This window comes from Porcincola intestinalis, from assembly GCF_009696445.1.
Lineage (GTDB): Bacteria > Bacillota > Clostridia > Lachnospirales > Lachnospiraceae > Porcincola > Porcincola intestinalis.
This window is the reverse complement of record NZ_VULZ01000013.1, coordinates 26,681-47,502: the sequence shown is the minus strand read 5'-3', so window position 1 is coordinate 47,502 and position 20,822 is coordinate 26,681. Positions and strand designations below refer to the sequence as shown.

Annotated in this window: 23 protein-coding genes and 2 tRNA genes; 1 reads left to right on the top strand and 24 read right to left on the bottom strand. The window is 49.7% G+C overall.

Features of this window, described 5'->3' with window-relative positions:
- Positions 1 to 64: 64 nt before the first annotated feature.
- The 8 genes from FYJ35_RS11450 to mtaB all read right to left on the bottom strand — a co-directional run bounded on the left by FYJ35_RS11450 (position 65) and on the right by mtaB (position 6,769).
- Positions 65 to 1,327, bottom strand: a complete 1,263-nt coding sequence (locus FYJ35_RS11450) for a peptidase U32 family protein (RefSeq protein WP_235906558.1) — start codon at positions 1,325 to 1,327, stop codon at positions 65 to 67.
- A complete protein-coding gene (locus tag FYJ35_RS11445; RefSeq protein WP_154526654.1) occupies positions 1,320 to 1,979 on the bottom strand; it encodes an O-methyltransferase in 660 nt (219 codons plus the stop codon). The genes FYJ35_RS11450 and FYJ35_RS11445 overlap by 8 nt, the downstream gene beginning before the upstream one ends.
- A 60-nt stretch (positions 1,980 to 2,039) precedes the next feature.
- Positions 2,040 to 2,396, bottom strand: a complete 357-nt coding sequence (locus tag FYJ35_RS11440; RefSeq protein WP_154526652.1) for a YlbF family regulator — start codon at positions 2,394 to 2,396, stop codon at positions 2,040 to 2,042.
- Positions 2,396 to 4,063, bottom strand: coding sequence for a ribonuclease J (locus tag FYJ35_RS11435; protein ID WP_268892551.1), 1,668 nt, complete (start codon positions 4,061 to 4,063; stop codon positions 2,396 to 2,398). Before FYJ35_RS11435 ends, FYJ35_RS11440 begins: the two co-directional genes overlap by 1 nt.
- Positions 4,064 to 4,137: 74 nt before the next feature.
- A complete protein-coding gene (locus FYJ35_RS11430; protein WP_154526650.1) occupies positions 4,138 to 4,395 on the bottom strand; it encodes a DUF1292 domain-containing protein in 258 nt (85 codons plus the stop codon).
- 27 nt (positions 4,396 to 4,422) lie between these two features.
- Complete coding sequence (gene ruvX, locus FYJ35_RS11425; protein WP_154526739.1) at positions 4,423 to 4,938, bottom strand: Holliday junction resolvase RuvX; 516 nt, start codon at positions 4,936 to 4,938, stop codon at positions 4,423 to 4,425.
- On the bottom strand, positions 4,938 to 5,210 hold the full coding sequence (locus FYJ35_RS11420; protein ID WP_154526649.1) for an IreB family regulatory phosphoprotein: 273 nt from the start codon (positions 5,208 to 5,210) through the stop codon (positions 4,938 to 4,940). Before FYJ35_RS11420 ends, ruvX begins: the two co-directional genes overlap by 1 nt.
- 56 nt (positions 5,211 to 5,266) lie before the next feature.
- Positions 5,267 to 6,769 (bottom strand): tRNA (N(6)-L-threonylcarbamoyladenosine(37)-C(2))-methylthiotransferase MtaB, encoded by a 1,503-nt coding sequence (gene mtaB / locus FYJ35_RS11415; protein ID WP_154526647.1) that lies wholly within the window; start codon positions 6,767 to 6,769, stop codon positions 5,267 to 5,269.
- Between the two features lie 124 nt (positions 6,770 to 6,893).
- Between mtaB and FYJ35_RS11410 the strand changes: the two genes are divergently transcribed.
- On the top strand, positions 6,894 to 7,127 hold the full coding sequence (locus FYJ35_RS11410) for an HPr family phosphocarrier protein (protein WP_154526645.1): 234 nt from the start codon (positions 6,894 to 6,896) through the stop codon (positions 7,125 to 7,127).
- Positions 7,128 to 7,246: 119 nt separating this feature from the next.
- Here FYJ35_RS11410 and thiI read toward each other — a convergent pair whose 3' ends face one another.
- The 16 genes from thiI to FYJ35_RS11325 all read right to left on the bottom strand — a co-directional run bounded on the left by thiI (position 7,247) and on the right by FYJ35_RS11325 (position 20,821).
- The gene (gene thiI / locus FYJ35_RS11405) at positions 7,247 to 8,497 is read right to left on the bottom strand and encodes a tRNA uracil 4-sulfurtransferase ThiI (protein ID WP_154526643.1); all 1,251 of its coding nucleotides are present in this window, start codon (positions 8,495 to 8,497) and stop codon (positions 7,247 to 7,249) included.
- A gap of 81 nt (positions 8,498 to 8,578) precedes the next feature.
- Positions 8,579 to 9,730, bottom strand: coding sequence for a cysteine desulfurase family protein (locus FYJ35_RS11400; RefSeq protein WP_154526641.1), 1,152 nt, complete (start codon positions 9,728 to 9,730; stop codon positions 8,579 to 8,581).
- A 99-nt stretch (positions 9,731 to 9,829) separates the two neighbouring features.
- The gene (locus tag FYJ35_RS11395) at positions 9,830 to 10,582 is read right to left on the bottom strand and encodes an RsmE family RNA methyltransferase (RefSeq protein ID WP_154526639.1); all 753 of its coding nucleotides are present in this window, start codon (positions 10,580 to 10,582) and stop codon (positions 9,830 to 9,832) included.
- Positions 10,583 to 10,588: 6 nt separating this feature from the next.
- On the bottom strand, positions 10,589 to 11,542 hold the full coding sequence (prmA, locus tag FYJ35_RS11390) for a 50S ribosomal protein L11 methyltransferase (RefSeq protein ID WP_154526637.1): 954 nt from the start codon (positions 11,540 to 11,542) through the stop codon (positions 10,589 to 10,591).
- 9 nt (positions 11,543 to 11,551) lie between these two features.
- Positions 11,552 to 12,568 carry a UDP-glucose 4-epimerase GalE gene (gene galE, locus FYJ35_RS11385; RefSeq protein WP_154526635.1) on the bottom strand — a complete coding sequence of 339 codons (1,017 nt, stop codon included), beginning with the start codon at positions 12,566 to 12,568 and terminating at the stop codon, positions 11,552 to 11,554.
- Positions 12,569 to 12,659: 91 nt separating this feature from the next.
- Positions 12,660 to 13,940: a galactokinase gene (locus FYJ35_RS11380; RefSeq protein ID WP_154526633.1), complete on the bottom strand. Its 1,281-nt coding sequence runs from the start codon at positions 13,938 to 13,940 to the stop codon at positions 12,660 to 12,662.
- A gap of 95 nt (positions 13,941 to 14,035) precedes the next feature.
- Positions 14,036 to 14,109 (bottom strand) — tRNA-Val (locus FYJ35_RS11375).
- Between the two features lie 52 nt (positions 14,110 to 14,161).
- Positions 14,162 to 14,233, bottom strand: a tRNA-Glu gene (locus tag FYJ35_RS11370).
- Positions 14,234 to 14,421: 188 nt separating this feature from the next.
- Entirely contained in the window at positions 14,422 to 15,594 is a 1,173-nt protein-coding gene (locus tag FYJ35_RS11365; RefSeq protein WP_154526631.1) for an NAD(P)-dependent malic enzyme, read from the bottom strand.
- A 220-nt stretch (positions 15,595 to 15,814) separates the two neighbouring features.
- The gene (locus tag FYJ35_RS11360; protein ID WP_154526630.1) at positions 15,815 to 15,997 is read right to left on the bottom strand and encodes a hypothetical protein; all 183 of its coding nucleotides are present in this window, start codon (positions 15,995 to 15,997) and stop codon (positions 15,815 to 15,817) included.
- Positions 15,998 to 16,767: 770 nt separating this feature from the next.
- A complete protein-coding gene (locus FYJ35_RS14455) occupies positions 16,768 to 18,063 on the bottom strand; it encodes a phage tail tip lysozyme (RefSeq protein ID WP_205839819.1) in 1,296 nt (431 codons plus the stop codon).
- A 16-nt stretch (positions 18,064 to 18,079) separates the two neighbouring features.
- Positions 18,080 to 18,286 carry a holin gene (locus FYJ35_RS11350; RefSeq protein ID WP_154526628.1) on the bottom strand — a complete coding sequence of 69 codons (207 nt, stop codon included), beginning with the start codon at positions 18,284 to 18,286 and terminating at the stop codon, positions 18,080 to 18,082.
- 74 nt (positions 18,287 to 18,360) lie between these two features.
- Entirely contained in the window at positions 18,361 to 18,696 is a 336-nt protein-coding gene (locus FYJ35_RS11345) for a hypothetical protein (protein ID WP_154526626.1), read from the bottom strand.
- Positions 18,697 to 19,471: 775 nt separating this feature from the next.
- Positions 19,472 to 19,954: a hypothetical protein gene (locus FYJ35_RS11335; protein WP_154526622.1), complete on the bottom strand. Its 483-nt coding sequence runs from the start codon at positions 19,952 to 19,954 to the stop codon at positions 19,472 to 19,474.
- 14 nt (positions 19,955 to 19,968) lie between these two features.
- Positions 19,969 to 20,631 (bottom strand): hypothetical protein, encoded by a 663-nt coding sequence (locus tag FYJ35_RS11330; RefSeq protein WP_154526620.1) that lies wholly within the window; start codon positions 20,629 to 20,631, stop codon positions 19,969 to 19,971.
- A 1-nt stretch (position 20,632) separates the two neighbouring features.
- Positions 20,633 to 20,821, bottom strand: a complete 189-nt coding sequence (locus FYJ35_RS11325) for a hypothetical protein (RefSeq protein ID WP_154526618.1) — start codon at positions 20,819 to 20,821, stop codon at positions 20,633 to 20,635.
- Position 20,822 lies beyond the last annotated feature (1 nt).

Below are 20,822 nucleotides of genomic sequence, written 5' to 3'. Positions count from 1 at the left end.
CACCTTCCCGAACAACGCTCACCTTCCTGCCAAACACTTTCCTCTAACCGCAGCACTGATATTTTCATGTCCGCAGTCCATCACTCTCCTGGGTCCTCAGAATATCATATGTCTCTGCGTCCCCGGACAGCCTGATATACAGCTTCTGCAATGGGTGAGGCGCACTCTCCATTTCCATCATATCCTCATCCCGGATCTCCTCAACCGTCACGCTGATATCCCTGCCATCCGGTTTCATGATTTCAATTCTGTCGCCGACAGAAAATTTGTTTTTCTGCTCGATCACAACATATTGTTTATGATCGATTTCCAGGATTTCTCTGACCCACCCCAGATATATGAAGTTGCGAATATAGGTATTGCTCCCATACACCTGAGCATCTGTCCCCGGTTTTCCGTAAAAGAACCCGGTTGTAAAGTCCCGGTATGTACAGTCCCGTATCTCTTCCCGATACCAGTCCATATTTGACTCATAGACAGCCCTGCCCGCCTTCAGGTCATCCAGCGCCTTTCTGTAAGTACGTGCTACCGTCGCAACATAAAGGGCTGTCTTCATCCGTCCTTCGATCTTCAGACTGTCAATACCGGCATGAATCATATCCGGAATATGCTCAACCATGCAGAGATCCTTCGAATTGAAAATAAAGGTTCCCCGTTCATTCTCATATACCGGCATGTACTGACCCGGTCGTGTCTCCTCCACAATCGAGTACTTCCATCTGCAAGGGTGGGAGCACTCTCCTCTGTTTGCGTCCCTTCCCGCCAGAAAATTAGATAACAGGCACCTTCCGGAATAAGAGATACACATGGCGCCGTGCACAAATGCCTCAATTTCCAGGTCGTCCGGAATGTGTGCACGAATCTCCTGAATTTCCTGCAAAGACAATTCTCTTCCACAGACCACACGTTCTGCGCCAAGGCTGTGCCAGAATAGGAACGTCTCCCAGTTCACATTATTCGCCTGAGTGGAAATATGGATCGGAATCTGAGGACATAGCTTCCTGCATCTCATAAATACACCGGGGTCCGCAACCAACAGCGCATCAGGCTTTATATCCTGCAGCTCCAGGAGGTAAGGATCCAGTGTCTGAAGGTCTTCGTTGTGCGCAATGATATTCACCGTCACATAGACCTTCACACCTCGCTCGTGGGCGAAGCGGATACCTTCTCTCATCTCCGCGTCTGAGAAGTTATGTGCCTTTGCACGGAGTGAGAACGCTTCCCCACCGATATAGACAGCATCAGCTCCATAGATAACCGCAATTTTCAGAACTTCAAGACTCGATGCCGGAACGAGCAGTTCCGGCATATTCTTCTCATTATGCATAATCCTCTTTCCTGATCGTCACTGCCGCGCCATCCCCGATGGGCACAACTGTTGTAAGCAGCCCGGGATGGTGCGTCAGCTCATAGAGATAATCCCGCATCCTTTTGTGAATTGTCCGTTCCCTGCGCTCAAGCGCAAAATGAGAGTCCAGAATTGTCATATCCTGCAGGACATTGTCGGATACCAGAACACCTCCTGTTCGAAGAAGCGCTGCTGCATCAGGCAGATAGCGTATGTACTGCCCTTTCGCCGCATCCATGAAGATAAAATCGTACTTCTTCCCCTCCTTTACAAGGGAATGGAACACGTCCTGAACATCCCCGTGAATCGGATGAATCCTGTTTTCCCATGGAGAAGCATTGATATTTGCACATGCCTCGCGATAACGACTGTCATCTTTTTCCACCGTATCAATCCGGGCTCCGCTCATCTCGGTCAGCTTTGCCATCAACATGGAAGAGTAACCCACCGCTGTACCGGCTTCAAGGATCGACACAGGCTTCACGAGTTCAAGAAATGAGGCCAGAAAGCTCTCCATCTCAATTCTGATGATTGGAACGCCTCCGGCCTCCGCCTTTTGTCGTATGCTGTCAAGATAGGCTCCCTGGCCGCAGCTCAGAGAATGAAGATATGCAGAGATCCGCTCCTGCAAGCTTCCACCTCCATCATAATTCGTTCATCGCTCAACCTGAAAACACACATTCCGTACGATTCAAAGAATATCGTCCATCCCTGACAGGTCGAGCTCCGCCACATTCAGAATCTGAAGCGCGCTGTTCTTCAGAAGCCTGCATAAGACCAGCTCGGCATTCAGGTAACGATCCGCAACCGGATCCAGACGCAGCTGCTGCCGCTGCCGGTAGAGTTTCTCACGCATTCCGGCAGCCTCATCCCCCGAATAATTCCTGGCAATATAGTTTTCCCGGCGGAACTGGTCAGCCTTCTGTTTTCTGTCCGGATACTTCAGAATCTCCTCCCGGGCCTCGGCATAGTCCGTATACGCCTGACTGTCTTTAATGGCGCCAAGAAGCGCATCCGTATACTTCTGAACTTCCTTGTCTGACTGCATCACTCACTGACTTCCTCGATAATCGGAAGAATCATCGGATTGCGCTTTGTCCGCTTCCAGATAAAATCTCCAAGGTCATCCCGGACCGCTGTCTTGATCCTGCCCCAGTCGGAAGACTTCCCCCTCAGGCACTTCTCCACAGCGTCCTCTACAACCTCCTGCGCCTCGTCCATCAGTTCCTCAGACTCCCGCACATAGACAAATCCCCGTGAAACAATATCCGGGCCTGCCAGAATCTCCCGGCTCCTGGAGCCAAGTGTCATCACCACCATGATGATGCCATCCTCCGCAAGCCGCTGTCTGTCTCTCAGTACAATATTGCCTACATCACCGACGCCCAGCCCGTCTACGAGAATCGGGCCATTCTGGACATGCCCTGCGATAGCTGCATGATTATCAGAAAGCTCCAGGACATCGCCACTGTGCATCATGATGATGTGCTTCGAATCATATCCGAGAAGCCGGGCAACCTTCGCCTGCGCAACCCTGTGGCGGACTTCCCCGTGAACCGGAATCGCAAACTGCGGCCTGACGAGCGAATAGATCAGCTTGATCTCCTCCTGACATGGATGCCCCGATACATGCGTATCCTGGAAGATCACATCAGCGCCTTTCTCATACAGCTCGTTCATCACCTTCGAGACAGACTTCTCATTGCCCGGGATCGGATTAGAAGAGAAGACAATCAGGTCTCCGGCCTTAATCTGCACTTTCTTATGCAGACCTGCCGCCATCCTGGAAAGCGCCGCCATGGACTCTCCCTGGCTCCCAGTTGTAATCAGAACAATCCTGTCATCCGGATAATTTTTCATCTCATCCAGCGTGATCAGCGTGTTCTCAGGAATGGTGATACGCCCGAGCTCCTCCGCGACAGAGATCACATTCACCATCGACCGCCCCTCGATGACAACCTTCCTGCCGTACTTGTTGGCGGTATTGATGATCTGCTGTACCCTGTCCACATTGGATGCAAAAGTAGCGACGATCAGCCGCTGTCTCTTATGCTCGCCAAAAATCTGATCGAACGCTTTTCCAATCGTGCTCTCAGACGGCGTATAGCCCGGCCGTTCCGCGTTGGTCGAATCGCACATAAGAGCGAGGACGCCCTTTTTACCGATCTCCCCTAAGCGCTGAAGATCTATCGCATCCCCAAAGACCGGTGTGAAATCCACCTTGAAATCTCCTGTATGGATGACTGTCCCGGCCGGGCATGTAATCGCAAGAGCCACTGCGTCCTGAATCGAATGGTTGGTCTTGATGAACTCCACCCGGAACTTTCCAAGATTAATCGACTGCCCTGGATGGACAACTTTCCGCTTTGTCGTCCTGATCAGATCGTGCTCCGTCAGCTTCAACTCTATCAGCCCCATCGTGAGCTTTGTCGCATAGATGGGAACATTCAGCTGCTTCAGAATATACGGGAGTGCTCCGATGTGATCTTCATGCCCATGTGTGAACACGAAGCCCTTCACCTTTGCTGCATTGTCGAGCAGATAGGTGATATCCGGTATACACAGATCAATGCCGTACATGTCATCTTCCGGAAATGCGAGACCGCAATCCACGACAATGATGCTGTCTTCATACTCAAATGCGGTAATATTCATGCCGATGGCCTCGAGGCCGCCGAGCGGAATTACCTTTAACTTACTGGTTGTGTGTCCCAATGAATCCTCCTTAATCCTTTCTTGTTAATACTGTTTAATACTGTGATATGAGCGTCAAAAGTACCTTTTGCCACTCAGACCAGGTCTGTGTCCTCCAGCATCTCCGAAAAAACCCCTGAGACAGCAGAAAGCTCCTGGTCGCTGTCAACAAACTCATAGGATGCCTCTTCGTCCCCATCCTTTGAGATGTCTTTCATGATGTAGGCTTCCCCATCTCCTTCCTCGGAATCTGACACAAGAATATAGTTGTGCCCGCCGATTCTGGTCTGCTCCAGTACATAAAACCAGACCGCCTCACTCCCGTCAGGCGGTGTAAAACAAATCTTTTCCATGCTCCGTACCCTGTCCTTCTCTCCCGCTTATGCCACAGTCCCGGAATGTTCTGACTCATATGCTGCAATCAGAGCCTCGGCATCTGTTTCGGGAACGTTTCCGGAATGATGTACACAATCAAGATAACCCTGCAGGATCAGCATCGCTGCAATTTCATCCACATACGTCTTCCGGTCCTGTTCTGCCACCGCAGTCGCCTGCATCGTCCGATCCGCTGCGACGGTTGTCAGCCGCTCGTCCCAATATACAACAGGAAGATTTGTCCTTTTTTGAACCATCTCTCCGAACTTCAGTGTCCGGTACGTCCGTTCGGAGAGCTTTCCGCCCATTGTGCGCGGGAGGCCAAGTACAATGACCTCCACACTTCTTTCCCTGGCCAGCTCATCGATCCTGGCAAGCGTCTGGCGCAGCTTGTTTTCACTCTTCCTCCGAATAATCTCAAGCCCCTGGGCTGTGACGCCAAGCGCATCTGCGGCTGAAACGCCCACTGTCTTTGCCCCAAAATCCAGTCCCAGTGCCCGGACACTCCCTGCCGCTGCCATCATGAACCACTCTTCCATGACTGATTGCGGATATATTCCTTCAGCAGTTCCTCCACAATCTCATCACGCTCCACCTTCATGATCATGCTGCGGGCATTCTTATGGCTGGTAATGTACGTTGGATCTCCGGAAATGATATATCCGACAATCTGATTGACCGGATTATACCCCTTCTCTGTCATCGCATTGTACACAAGCTCAAGGATCTTCTTGACCTTCAACTCGGGATCATTGTCAACATTAAAGTACTGAGTGCTGTAAATATCTGCCATATCTTTCTGCCCTTGCACGCCCCTGCGTGCCGATATCATACTAAGCTGACCTTATTCTATACTAACGATGCTGAACTTTCAACAGCAAGACTTCCCCGGATAATCCTGCCCCGGATATCGGTTGCGGACGGAACCGCAACCCGGATGTAATCCTTTGTATACCCCGCATACCAGACAATGTTCCCGTCAGCTGAGCTCTCCTGGGCCGGAATCAGCTTCACGGCTGTCTCCATTCCCTGTGACAGCTTCATGTCCTGCTGCGCCGCATTCGGTACGCTTGCATCATAGCGTTCTTCTACGAGAACCTCCGCCCTTGCACCATTCTTTCCAGCGATAAATGAAATCTGATTCTTCCTGTTCAGGTTCTCAAGCACCTGTGCCCTCCGGGCTTTAACCACCTCCGGTATCTGCCCTTCCATGCGGTCTGCCCGTGTCCCTGCTCTTCGTGAATAGCGGAAAACATGCGTCTCATAGAGCTGAATCTCCCGGAGATATTCGACCGTCTCCAGGAATTCCTGCTCTGTTTCCTGTGGGAAGCCAACGATGATATCTGTCGTCAATGCAGGCTTGTCGAAGCACTTTCTCAGGATGGACACACAGCGGCTGTATTCCTTTGTTGTATAGTGCCGGTTCATACGATTCAGAACAGTGTCCGATCCACTCTGCAGTGAGAGATGAAAATGCGGACAAAGTTTTCCGATTTGCGACAGCCGCGCTGCCGTCTCCTCCGTAATGATTGTGGGTTCGAGCGACCCCAGCCGTATCCTCTCAATCCCGGCAATTCCGGCAACCCGCTCAACCAGCTCGATCAGCCTGGACCGTTCCTGCCAGGTACTCCCGTCGGATTCCGGAAAGTCTACTCCGTAGGAAGAAAGATGGATGCCGGTCAGAACAACCTCGCTGGTCCCCTCCTCTGCCAGGTGCGTCAGCTCCTGGACAATATCTTCCATTTTTCTGGACCGGACATGTCCGCGGGCATATGGAATAATGCAATAGCTGCAATACATATCACAGCCATCCTGAACCTTTATATATGCGCGTGTATGTCCCTCCACCTTTGGCAGCACCATCTTCTCCGGTTTTTCCAGCTTCCTCAGGTCTGCAACATCCACCACCGATTGAACGGACAGATCCGCCCTGCACTGCTTCCCCGTTTCGGGCAGCCTCTCCTGTACCTCCTCATGGGACTCAGTTTCCCTTCGCTCTTCAAATCGTTCGATTTCATGAACAATCTCCTGCTTCCGTCCCGTTCCGAGAATGATATCCGCATCAATCTGAAGACCTGTTTTATCAATTGCAGTCTGTACATAACAGCCTGCTGCAATCACAACTGCCCCGGGATTCATTTTTCTTGCCCGGTGAATCATCTGCCGGCTCTTTCGGTCTGCAATGTTGGTGACAGAGCATGTATTGATCACATAGACATCTGCCGGCTCGGAGAACGGCACAATTTCAAACCCCGCTTGCTTCAGCAACGCTGCCATTGAATCTGTCTCATATGCATTGACCTTGCACCCCAGATTATGGAGGGCTGCTCTTTTTCCTGTAAATTGTTTCATATACCCGGTCCCTATTGTATTGACTTTTGATTTTGGAAACGATAGACTACTTCTGTATTCCACATGGTCAGATTCAATGCCTTCAGAATAGAAGGCTTATTGCTTATTGGGAGGATACAGAATTATGAAAACAGTAAAGATCTCTCTGAATTCGATTGATAAAGTCAAGTCTTTTGTGAATGATATTACAAAGTTCGATAACGACTTTGATCTGGTCTCCGGCAGATATGTCATCGATGCCAAATCGATCATGGGTATCTTCAGCCTTGATCTCTCAAAGCCAATCGATCTCAGCATTCATGCCGAGGACAATCTCGACAACATCCTCGAAGTATTGAAACCGTACATGGTTCAGTGAGGATACCGGCTTCTCTCACTTCCGATCATCTCATTCCGTTTTCGCAGCCTCTGCAGATGCAGAGGCTTTTTCACTTCATCCTTGCCTTTCAGACTTTTCTCCGGCCTCAGTTCTGGGCATCATGCTTTCACTTCGATCACTTCTGCCGTCTCCAAAGCCTTTTTCATCAGCTCGCCGATTCCATCCGCCAGCTTCATTTCCGAGCGCTTTATGACATCCAGCCTCGGTTTCGTAACAGGATGCTTTGCCACAAAAATTGTGCAGCAATCCTCATATGGCTCAATTGAGGTCTCATACGTGCCGATCTTCAGTGAAAGATCGATGATATCCTGCTTGTCAAACCCGATCAATGGACGGAAGACCGGCATGCTGCAGACGTCATCAGTGCAGACAAGACTCTGCATTGTCTGACTTGCGACCTGCCCGAGGCTTTCCCCTGTAATCAGTGCCTGACAGCCATCCTCCTTGGCAAAATGTTCTGCGATTCTCATCATGTATCTTCTCATGATGATGGTCAGCTCATCATGCGGACACTTTTCATAGATCGCCAGCTGAATATCCGTAAAATTGACGACATGAAGCCTGATCGGTCCTGTGTATCTGGATATAATCCTCGCGAGATCCACCACCTTCTGCTTAGCGCGTTCACTGGTATACGGCGGCGCATGGAAATAAGTTGCGTCGAGTGTGACGCCTCTCTTCGAGATCATCCAGCCCGCGACAGGAGAATCGATTCCGCCGGAAAGACAAAGCATCGCAGAGCCATTGGTTCCAAGCGGCATGCCGCCCGGGCCCGGAAGTACCTGCGAATAGATATAGACCTCATCGCGAAGCTCAACATACACCATCACCTTCGGGTCATGTACATCAACACGAATCTGTCCCGGAAATGCATCAAGAATCTTTTCCCCAAGATAGGCGTTGACATCCATTGAGGCAACCGGATACTGCTTGTTGGCCCTTCTGCAGTGAACCTTGAACGAAAGTCCCTCCGCCGATCCGTCCAGCTGTTCGCCGTGCTTTTCGCGCCAGCGTTCATCCATCTTCAGGTGATACAGCTCCGAAAGAAAGGAGACAACATGTGGTGCAATCTCCTCCGGCGTCCCCAGAGGTGCTTTTACAACCGGACAGATCCCGACAATTCCAAAGACAGTCTGAAGCTCCCGGATTATTTCGTCAGCGTCTGTCTCCTTTTCATCCCCGAGAACATCCACGATGATCCGGCCCTGCTCTTTCCAAACGTGGAAGTGCTCGCCGATCCTGCTTAATGCCGCCCTGACCTGACTGACCAGTGCCTCCTCAAACGAAGCGCGGTTCTTCCCCTTTACGCCGATTTCACCATACTTGATGAGATACGTTTTATAAAACATAAAAACACAAACCCTTTCTTCTGTTGTTTCGATGACAGCCGGTGAAAGTCCGGCGGAGCAAATCCCTCCGCCATCACCTGCTTATCTCCGCATATACTGTTTCAGCACAGGATACAGCTCCCTGATGCAGGAAAGGGCATAATCGATCTCCTCAAACGATGTGGTGTCACAGAAGCTGAACCGTAACGTCGAGTCCTGCATCTGCGGGCTCAGATGGATCTCCTGAAGAACAGTGCTGACAGGTGTCTTTTTGTTCGATGAGCAGGCTGAGCCTGACGAAACATAGACTCCCTTCTCCTCCAGCGCGTGAAGAAAGACCTCTGAGCGGACCCCTTCAATGGAACAGCTGACAATCTGAGGCGCCTCCTCTTCCAGTGAAATAATATGTGCGCCCTCGACCTTGGAAAGCCCCTCCATGAGACGTTTTTTACAAGCTCTCATTGAATCAACTTTCCGGTCAAAATCCGTGTATGCCTCCATCGCCGCAACGCCAAGACCGGCGCAGCCAGGAACGTTTTCCGTCCCGGACCGCATCCCCCGCTGCTGTCCGCCGCCATATATGAGCGGTCTGACCTTCGCCTTCTCGTGAATATACAAAAACCCGCTGCCCTTCGGACCGTGAATCTTATGCCCGCTGACAGACAGCATATCGATGTGAAGTTTTTCCGGAAAAATCCTGTACTTCCCATAGGCCTGGATGGCATCTACATGAAACAGGATCTGCTCATTATAAGCCTTGACAAGCTCTCCGATTTCAGAAACCGGCTCCACTGCTCCGATTTCATTGTTTACATACATTGTGGAAACCAGGATCGTATCCTGATCCAGCTGCGCCTTCAGATCATCCAGACTGATGTGTCCATGCTCATCGACCGGAAGATAGGTAATCCGGAAGCCCATATCCTTAAGAAATGAAAGCGGCTGCAGGACTGCTGCATGCTCCACGGCTGTTGTAATGATATGCTTCCCGGCCCGCCTGTTCGCTAAAGCCCCGCCGATCAGTGCCCAGTTGTTGGATTCTGTCCCGCCGGAAGTAAAATAGATCTCCCGATCCTTCACCTTCAGTGTCGCGGCAATCCGCTCCCGCGCCTGCCGGACATACCTTTCTGCATCGACACCCTTCTGATGTCTGGAGGAAGGGTTCCCGTAGTCGACCATCATCGTCTGTACGATAATGTCCTTTACCGCCTCCGAAACCCTCGTTGTTGCTGAATTATCCAGATATGCTTCCATAAGCTCCTTCTCAGTACATAATTTCACATCGCCATATCGTTCAGAAAGCCTGAAACCGCAAAAGGGGTTCAAACAGGCACTCCTCTGCCGGCGCTTCTTTCATTCTTCAAGGTGCAGCATAAGGGCGGACAGGACAGCAGGTCCTGCCGTCTCTGTGCGAAGGATTCTGTGTCCGAGCGTCACGATTTCGCCGCCTATATCTCGCAGCATGCTGACTTCCTTTTCGTCAAAGCCACCCTCCGGCCCGATGAAGATTCCGCAACTCTCACCAGGCTGCACCGATGCTAGAACTGCTCTGGTATGCTCTATACCCTCTGAGTCCTCATACGGAACAACTATATGATCCAGCGGTCGGGCAAGTTCCAGCGCTTCCAGAAAGGAAACGGGTTCCGTCACCTTCGGAACGATGCCTCTTTTTGACTGTTTTGCTGCGGCAAGTGCAATCGCGTTCCATCTGGCTGCTTTTTTTGCAGTTTTTTTCGAGTCAGGCTTCACAATACAGCGTGTCATCAGAGTCGGCACAATTCTATATGTGCCCAGTTCCACACTCTTTTGAATGATACTCTCCAGCTTATCCGCCTTGGGAAGCCCCTGAAATAAATAGAGTCTTGACGGAAGTTCCTGCTGGGATTGATTCTTCGAGACAATCTTTGTGAGGACAGCCCCGTCAGAATACCCTTCAATTCGACACAGATAATCTGTCTGGTCCCCTTCCATCCCTGTACACAGAAGGATCTCTTCTCCGGGCTTCATTCGCAGGACAGAATGAATATGCCCGACATCATCACCTAGTATTCGAATGGTCCCGGCCGTCTCATCAATTGATTCTCGGCTGACAAAAAAGCGGTACATATATCCTCAGTCTTTCTTCGCGGTCACACAAACCCACTCGTTCTGATGTGTCACTTCCGCAATCTGAAGCCCCGCCTTCCTGGCCGCCTTCTCCACATCCTTCTCTCTCTCGTCAAGGATGCCGGACATAATAAGGATGCCCCCATGCCTCATCGCCGGAACGATATGGGGTGCAAGCGCAACCAGCACATCGGCAAGGATGTTGGCGGTCACAACATCATATTTCTCATATCCAACCAAAGCCTGGGTTTTCGGATCATCAATCAGATTGCCCAGCACCATGTCCATGCTGCTTTCCGGAACGCCATTGGCAGAAAGATTATCCTTCACGGCATCCACGGCACAGGGATCAAGGTCCGTTCCAACTGCATGACAGGCACCCAGCTTCAATGCGACAATTGACAGGATGCCGCTCCCTGTCCCAACATCCAGCAGCTGTGTCTGTGGCGTCACGACCTTTTTCAGCTGCCGCATACACAGCTGTGTCGTCTCATGCATGCCTGTTCCAAACGCAGTTCCGGGATCGATATGGAGCACCATCCCCGCACTGTCGCAATCTTCCATCTTCTCCCAGGACGGAATAATCAGGATATCGTCCACCTTGAATTTGTGAAAATACTTCTTCCAGTTGTTGATCCAGTCAGCATCCTCCGTCTCCCCCTCTTCTATCGTGCACGCCCCGATCTGGGTATATTGACGAAGGTTTTCCAACCGTTCTCTGACAGAAGCGAGGATGCCTCCGGCATCCTCGTCCTCGTCCAGATAGAAATCAAGATAGGCTGTCCCGTCGTCCTGCCCGGCAGGAAGTGGGATATCGACAAACATCTGTTTCAACTCATTCTCGGAGAGCGGGACATGGTCTTCAATCTCCACCCCCTCAATGCCTGCTTCTGAAAGTGCCTCCGCGACGATATCCTCAGCCGTTGCCAGCGTCTTCAGCCTGAATTTCTTCCATTTCATAAATCTGCCTCAGTCTGCAAAACCGTTCGGGTTCTTCTGCTGCCAGTTCCAGGAATCGCGGCACATCTCCTCGATTCCATACTCTGCCTTCCATCCAAGCTCTCTTGCTGCCTTTGAAGGATCGCAATAGCAGGTTGCAATATCGCCATCACGTCTCGGTTTGATGACATATGGGATCTCTTTCCCGCACGCCTTGCTGAATGCCTTGACCACCTGAAGCACGGAATAGCCATGACCGGTTCCCAGGTTATAGATGGAGACTCCTTCATTGTCCGCGAATTTTCTGATTGCATTCACATGTCCTCTCGCCAGATCACACACGTGGATGTAATCTCTTACGCCTGTCCCGTCCGGTGTATCGTAATCATCGCCGAAAACTGACAGCTCCTTAAGCTTGCCGATGGCCACCTGTGCAATATAAGGCACCAGGTTGTTCGGAATCCCCTTCGGGTCCTCGCCAATCAGTCCTGATGGATGTGCTCCAATCGGGTTAAAGTAGCGCAGCAGAATGACATTCCACTCCGGATCTGCCTTCTGCACGTCGATCAGGATCTGCTCAAGCATCCACTTTGTCCACCCATATGGATTCGTACAGGTTCCTTTCGGGCATTCCTCCGTGATCGGAACAAAAGCAGGGTCTCCGTATACGGTCGCACTGGAAGAAAAGATGATATTTTTGCAGCCATGACTTCTCATGCTATCGACAAGATTCAGTGTTCCGGTGATGTTGTTGGAATAATATTCCACCGGTTTATGCACAGATTCCCCGACCGCCTTCAGTCCGGCAAAATGAATCACCGCATCGATCTTCTGATTCTCAAAAATCTGATCCAGGCAAGGCTTGTCCAGGATATCCCCCTTCACAAATGACAGATCCTTGCCAGTAATCTCCCTGACACGATCGATTGCCTTTTCACTGGCATTGTAAAGGTTGTCTACAACCGTCACCTCATACCCGGCATTCAGCAGCTCAACGCAGGTATGACTTCCGATAAAACCAGCTCCTCCTGTAACAAGAATTCTCATGGTCTCTCCTCCTGATCATTTGAAATTGACATTTACTTCCGGTTGCAGCCAACTGTCCGGAACTTGTTACTGCTGTCTGAATGCTTACGAATCAAAGCAGCTCACAGCCGCCCGTCGGACGGATACTGAGGACATGGCAGCTGCCCTCTCCAAGAAGACGGTTCATACGCTCTGTAAAGGAATCGATCATATCATCTGGCACGAATGCCTGGCATGTTCCTGCAAAGCCGCCGCCATGGACTCTGAATGCCCCTCTGCCGGCAAGAAGCTCATCACAAAGTGCCAGCGCAATGGCCATCTCCTGATGCTCATTGGCTCCGCATGGAACAATATTCTGAAGATACATCCAGCTGGATCTGCCCGATTCATTGACCAGCCTCAGGAATGTATTCATGTCACCTTTTTTCAGAGCTTCAACCTGTCTGGGCACCCGCTCTGTGTCTGCGTAAAAATGAAAGGAGCGAAGGACTGCCCTGTCTCCGAACGCTTTTCTCAGCTCCGGTATCCGTTCCATGAAGGCTCCCTTTGGGACCTCATTCAAAACCTTTTTGTTGAAAAAACCTGCTACTTCCTGCTCCTCGACTGGAATCGCCGTGTACTCATCGGTCAAATCCGCGTGACTTGCCCAGCAGTTAATGATCACAAGGCTGTATCCCATGGAGTCAAAATCAACATCGAGTTTCTCGACGATCGGATTAGACGGGTCGGCAAAATCAATAGTCAGAATATTCCCGACTGAGGAAGCTGTCTGATCCATCAACCCGGACGGCTTGCCAAAGTAAACGTTCTCTGCATACTGGCTGATCTGCGCGATCTCTACTGGGTCTGCTTTTCCACCATAGAACAGACCGTTGACTATATTGCCGATCAGGACTTCAAACGCAGCGGATGAACTGATCCCAGATCCAGGCAACACTGCGCTCGTTACGACCGCCCGAAAGCCTGAAATGCTGCAGGAAAGATCCATAAAGCGCTTCACAACTCCCCTGATCAATGCAGCCGTTGTGTTCACCTCTTCTTTTCGGACAGACATATCCGTCAAATCGATTGTACAGGCGGGATAGCCCTCAGATAAAATAGAAACCTTTCCATCATTTGTCGGGACAGCCGCACCAATCATGTCAAGATCGACCGATGCCGCCAGAACCCTGCCATGCTCATGATCCGTGTGATTTCCGCCAATCTCCGTTCGGCCTGGTGCAGAAAACAGGTGGATGTCTTCTGCTGTGTCCTCCGGATATGTCTCGGAGAACAGATCAAGAAGATGTTCATATCTTGGCAGATTTTCTTTTGCTTTACCCGGATAGAGCATATTCAATTTCTTCTGAAAGTCCTCTGTCAGAAGCCTTTTCTTCCAGTCAATCAGATTCATACAGCCCTCCACATACCAAATTTTCAATTATCTTACCACAAAACAAGAGGGGATAACAGTAAAATAAAAAGCCCGTGAATACGGGCTTTCAACAGTGGAACCGAGGAGGCTCGGACTCCTGACCTTTCGCGTGTGAGGCGAACGCTCATCCCAGCTGAGCTACGGTTCCATAAGAATAGGATAGATTTGAAAAACCCGCCATCATACCTGATGACGGGTAATAGTTCCTAGGAGAATCGAACTCCTGTTTTCGCCGTGAGAGGGCGACGTCTTAGCCGCTTGACCAAGGAACCATATCGTGTCGACTTGCTTACTATAGCATGATGACGCGTGGAATGCAACCCCTTTTTTTATTTTTTTTGGGAGGTACAACCAATACAATTTCCAGAAAAGGCAGCTTTTAATTCGGGAACAGCATCTGTCCTTCCGAAAAACAGCTGCTGCTCCCCTTTTTCCAATAAGCAATAATGTTTATGATCAGTTATACTCTTGCCACACCAGATTCTCTTGCAGCCTGTGCGACCGCACTCGCAACTGCATCCTTTACACGCGGATCAAATGCATGAGGAAGAATATAATCAGCATTCAATTCGTCATCAGAAACACAGCCGGCGATGGCCTTCGCCGCTGCAATCTTCATCTCTTCATTAATGCGAGTCGCTCTCACATCAAGTGCACCGCGGAATATCCCCGGGAACGCGAGAACATTGTTTACCTGGTTCGGAAAATCTGATCTTCCAGTTGAAACAACAGCAGCTCCTCCAGCTTTCGCCTCATCAGGCATGATCTCCGGAACAGGATTTGCGCATGCAAAGATGATTGGATCCTTTGCCATGCTTTCAACCATTTCCTTTGTAAGTGTACCCGGTGCAGAGACACCGATAAATACATCTGCCCCCTTGATTACATCCGCAAGGGAACCCGCCACGCGCTCCCTGTTGGTAATTTTTGCCATCTCCTTCTTGATTGGGTTCAGACCTTCCCGACCCTCATAGATCGCTCCCTTCCGGTCTGTCATGATCACATTTTTCAGTCCCATTTCAATCAGCAGACGGATAATTGCAATCCCCGCAGCACCGGCTCCGCTCGTGACAATTCGAACATCCTCGATTTTCTTTCCGACAAGCTTCAGCGCATTCATCATACCTGCGAGTGTGATAACAGCTGTCCCATGCTGATCATCATGAAAGACAGGAATATCGCAGACTTCCTGCAGGCGCTGCTCAATCTCAAAACATCTTGGGGCACTGATATCCTCAAGATTAATTCCACCAAAGGAGCCAGCCAGGAGGCTGACCGTTTTAACAATATCATCTGGGTCCTTACTTCTGACGCACAGCGGTATGGCATCAACGTCCCCAAAAGCCTTGAACAGAACGCACTTTCCTTCCATAACAGGCATTCCCGCTTCCGGACCGATATCTCCGAGGCCCAGAACCGCTGTTCCATCAGTTACGACCGCAACTGTATTCCATCTTCTGGTCAGGTTGAAGCTTTCTTCAGGATGTTTTTGAATCTCCAGACACGGAGCGGCAACGCCTGGTGTATATGCAAGTGAAAGAGCCTCACTCGAGTCGACCTTTGCCCTCGGAGTAACCTCTATCTTCCCTCTCCACTCTCTGTGAAGTCTAAGTGATTCAGCAGCATAATCCATATGTTACCTCCATTAATATACCTATGATGTCTATATGTTGAGTTTTATTCAAGCAACGACATTATAAATCGAGCGCAATTAATTGTCCAGAATGATAATTTCTTATCAATCACAATGAAAGATGAGACAAGCACTACACCGATCTCTGTTACTATCCCAGGACACCTTCGCAATAAAAATGCGTCTGCTTTTCAGCAGTCGCATCAGTATCTTACCATATTCATTTCATGGTAGCAGATATCTGTACCGCTTTTTCCATCTTTCGCCGTTCTTCCGGCGTCGCTTTCTTGTACCAGTCCCTGGTCTTATTCGCCAGCCATAAAACGTACCACACCGGTAATGTCACGCCGAATAACACCAGCGCAATGATCAGGATCAATACCAGGTTCGACAGAATGCCCATAAGCTCACCCCCTTGATTACAATATAGCATCTCCTATGCTTATTGCAAATGTTCAGGGGATGTCATCTATTCCCTGCCCTTCTTTTTTCATACCGTTCATGACAAGGTACTTTTTATTTCGTAGTTCTTCTTGCGAAATGCGGGCAGATTCTGATCCGATACGCCCGCCATGGCGATCCTCCAAGTCGAAAGAGCCCATCTTTTCATATTGTTGAACCAAGTCTAGCGCTTGTTGATAGGGACAATGGTATTTTAATGTCGTCGCATCATAATCCTTATCACTGTCAATACAATCCTGAACTCTTGTGTTGTTTTTTTGACTTTCTTCATGCAGCTGCCTCCTCTGCTTCTGCGAGAATGAACCTCACCATGAATACGATACCCCTTCAGACAGACCTGACGTTGAGATTTAGAGAACAGCCCGTATTGTTCTGTCAACTCCATTAATGATCCTTTTCCGTAAAGATAATTATTTACAGCATGCTGCTTGATTTCTTTCGAGTAGAATCTGTCACGCTTTCGAGTCAGTTGCATACAACGCTGCCCAACGGCCGGCTTAGCGGAGCTAAACGGCCGCTATAACGTATTTCTAAAATGAAAAAAATCTCCGGAATTCCGTAAACACGGTACTCCAGAGACTCCTGTCCTATGCCGCAGACCGGGATCGTTTGGGTACTTCAGACTATGTAAAACCGCGTGTTTATGCGGTTTCTGCATGTCTGCCCATCTCTCTAAGTGCTAACCATTGCTAACTTTTTGCTAACTGAAATTCACCAGATCATGCCTGAGATTCCCAGATCCTTCAGCCGTTTCAGCATCGCGTCGGCGTTTGCTTTGCTTGCGAATGCCCCTGCCTGAACCAGCCAATACCCGCTTTTCTGATACAAATAGCTATCGATCCCATTGGACTTCAGCTTCAATACCAGTCGATCCGCATACTTCCTGTCTGTGAACGTCGCCGCCTGGACATGGTACACCTTCTTCTGCGGTTCCGCAGCGTTTGCATTCCCCTGCTGCGTCTCCGCAGCATACCTTGGTCTCGCGTATCCACGGATGTAGCCCCACCCGACAGGGATCACCCGCCGTCCGACAGCATCCTTGTAGTTGCCTTCAATTGTCGTGATCATGTTTCCTGAGACAGACTCAACAATCCCGATATGGTCGGAATATCCGTCATTTGGCTGAGTCTTCTGATCCCAGTTATAAACGATGATGTCGCCTGGTTTCGGCGTAATTGTCCCGTCCTCGATCCAGATCCCAGCTTTCTTGAATATCTTGATGTGTTCTTCGACTCCACACTCCGTCCCGCCGATCAGTCCGACGGCGCCAGCTTTGATAAACGCCGCGGACAGGCAGGTATCGCACCAGGAGTCCGAGTATTTTACTGCATATCCTCGCGCCAGCGGCTTGTGCGAATTATATAGGTCAACAATCTTTTTATGCCTCCCATTTGCTTCGGAGTATCCGATCCATGATCTGTAAATATCAAGGATCTTGCCGGCAGTTACAGTAGACACTGGATCATCTCCCTTCGATGCAAACTGGTTAAAATACTGATACCCGTAATTCGCCCGCTCCTGCTTCATGGATTGTGCATTTGCCGGTTGTTCGAAGTGAGTCAGCACAGCATCAGAAGCTGTCTGAACGCTATTTGTGGATATCAATACAGAATAAACTGGCTTATAGCTGGTCTTCAGCTCCCTTATCAGGTATTCAAGTTGGGTGTCAAGATCTCCGATTGAGACGCCCTTTGATTGAGCGAGATCGTACAGCCCAGCTTTCCGGTTAGGCGACGTCCATTGAGCTATCCCGTATCCGTACTGTTTCCCCGGGATTGGATGGAGAAATTCAGATTTTGTGATTGCACCGGAATCAACCGCTGCCGTATAGGATTGATCTGAGTACGTCCTGCCGTGCTCCCTCAGTCGCTTCAGGCATAGGATTTCGACGCGGTTCGGGATAATGCCGGACTCAGCCTTGAGATTTCCCATCAAACCTGCAGCCCCTGCTGCTGTAAGCCCGCTCTTTAAAAGATAGTCCCAAACTTGCTCTGTCGTACTGGTCATCTTCCCCTCCCTCTACTCAGCTTGCCTTTGTTTCGGGTGTGCCGACCGCAACGGATTTAAGCAGGGACAAGACCCCAGCCAAACCCGCCGTGCTTGCCACCACCTTCCAGTCTACCCCGCCGATTGTTGCGGTACTTCCGATCGTGGCGATGGCAGCTGCAGCTGCTGCCTGGATCGCGGTCCACACCGCCCTGATAACATAGGACTTCACTTTTTCGCTCATTTTTCAATCCTCCATATTGTGAATTAGGTACAAAAATACAGCGATGGTAACCACCGCTGCTGCCATTCGTAATATCATTTAATCCCCCTCTTCAGCAGATATGTCTGCATCAGATCCCGTTTAGCCTTGAGTTCTGTCGTGTTATCGCCGTTAATCAATGCATCCATCATGGCCAGGATACACTGCTGTGTGATGACCGTGCCATCGTCAATCATAGTAAAATGCCGATCTCCGTCTTCCAGGCGCTCCGCGATTTTGTCTACGCGGATCTCCAGCGCACGGATCCTGTCATTCTGTGACTTCTCCGGTGTCTTCGCCACCTTTACTGCGGTCTTTGCCAGCGTCAGCACCGACCCGATCAGCACAATTAGCTGCAGCACATCCATAATCTTGTCAAACAAATGTCCCATCGGTTTTACCTCCTATCAAGCTGTTGTAATCCACCCCTGTGGATAATCGGCAGGCGACCAGGCATTGTTATCAATAGTCGGTTCATGTTTTTCGATTGTAGAATTGTCATCAAATTTTAATATGGCCATGGTGGCATCCTTTCATGAAAAAAGCCGCTAAATAGCGGCATTAATAGAACAAACAACGATTTAGCTACAAAGATCGATGGATCTACGGAAACATTTGCAAACAACGGTTACGTGTCTGACGCTAATCAGTGTAGCCGAACAGGGATATACTGGACTAGCGATGCAAGCGCAAATGTAAACGGGTACGGCGTTTTGTTGGTGTTCGAATCAGCCCCAGGTACTGGATTTACCGCTAGCAACTGGATCACGCAGCTGTTTTTCTATAACTACGAGTTCAATATAAAAATGCGTAAAAAGATTGGCAACGAAAATTGGACGGCGTGGCAAACGATTTCATAAAAACAACAACGATTTAGCAAATAAACTGAACACTTCTGATGAGATTTTCCGAACATTCGATTCTACAACGTATGATAACAATGCAAACTGGGCGTGCTATACAGGCATCTACAAGACAGACCCTAACACTGTTGGAGCACCAGATTACGGAGTCCTTGTCGTTTTTGCTATGCCCTATCCATCCGCTGGATTTAACGGCAAAAACTGGATTCACCAGCTTTGGTTCAGCAACAATAACTTCGTTCAACATCGCTACTCCGTTAACAAAGCAGACGGATCCGGATGGAGTTCATGGACGGCATTGTGATCACGCCATAATAAACGCTCCGGATAGATAAATTGCATTAGAAAACGGATCTTTAGTCGATTTAAACACGATGTTTCCGCCTTCAACCCATACTTGTGCATCTGCGGCGCCATTCATACAATATGCTGCTAATGGTGCTGCTCCGCCGAGCGGAGTATATGGGATGGATGCAATCGTATAGTGATTACCCTCCGGGTATCCAGTGGTCGGGTCCTGCACGCTTCCGGTATTCACCCATCCAGTTACTACAACAATTTTCCCGAAGCGCATGTACGATATTGATTGATTCGTAAATATTCCGACTGGCGTAGCCGTACCAGATATATTTGATAAATCGTTGTTTAGCGCAGTGATATCTGTAGCATTTTTATTAATTGCCTCTTGTTGCTGACTAAGTGTATTCCGCGCGGTTTCGTCTTTAAACAACACATCTGTTGTCGTTCCGTTCAGATTTACCTGCATTCCTTTAGCTTCTGTTGCCATCTTTTTATCCCTCCTCACGTAGCAGTCGGAGCTATAAGCATTTCTCCGTCCATCTTCCAAATGCTTAAATTGTTGATCTCGTTCTGAAGATTTCCCGCCGCATCTGTCGACAGCTGGTCCTTAACATTATCAAACCATTCCTCAAACTTCGACTGATTCAGGTTGTACCATTCCTCAAAATCTGGGTTATCGATTGCCGATGCAACGTATCCGCATAAATTAGTATCCGCCCTGCAATCGGTGATATTTGACGCCGTAATCCCTGTCGCGCCCGCTTCGACTGCGACCCGCGCGATAACCAGCTGATAAACGCCATTTGCCCGTGTCGGATCAGATGCTGATGCAGTTGTTCCGGAATATGCTCCCTGCACAACTTTCAGTGTGATCTCTCTGTCCGTGTCGTTCCTTTCAACAACGATGTTATCGATTCTGGGATAGCTTCCATTTGCTGTCGGAATGTTCAGCAGGGTATCGGTGTCGAACGTCCGGAGCTTTCCATTTATGTAGGCTGTGCCAGAGCCGACGCTCACAGTCATTCCGCTGCCGGCAGTGATAGGGAGGGACGACACAAAAACGCCGTTCTTAAAAAATGGCTTAAGCCACTCCGCAAAGGCGTCCGCATCATATGTACGATCACCGCTGCTAGAGTTCCAGAACAATCCGTATCTATTGCTCATATCACTCCTCCGTCACCTTGAAGAACTTACACTCTGGCAGCTGCAGCCTCCGGGAAACTTCGCCGACCACAAGGCCATATGTGTCTGTCATCTCGCATTTTTTATAATCCGCACAAAGCAGCTTATCGCCACTCTGCAGCTTCTGCAGCGTAGAAAAAACAAATTCCGGCTTCACTTCTGTAATTGTCATT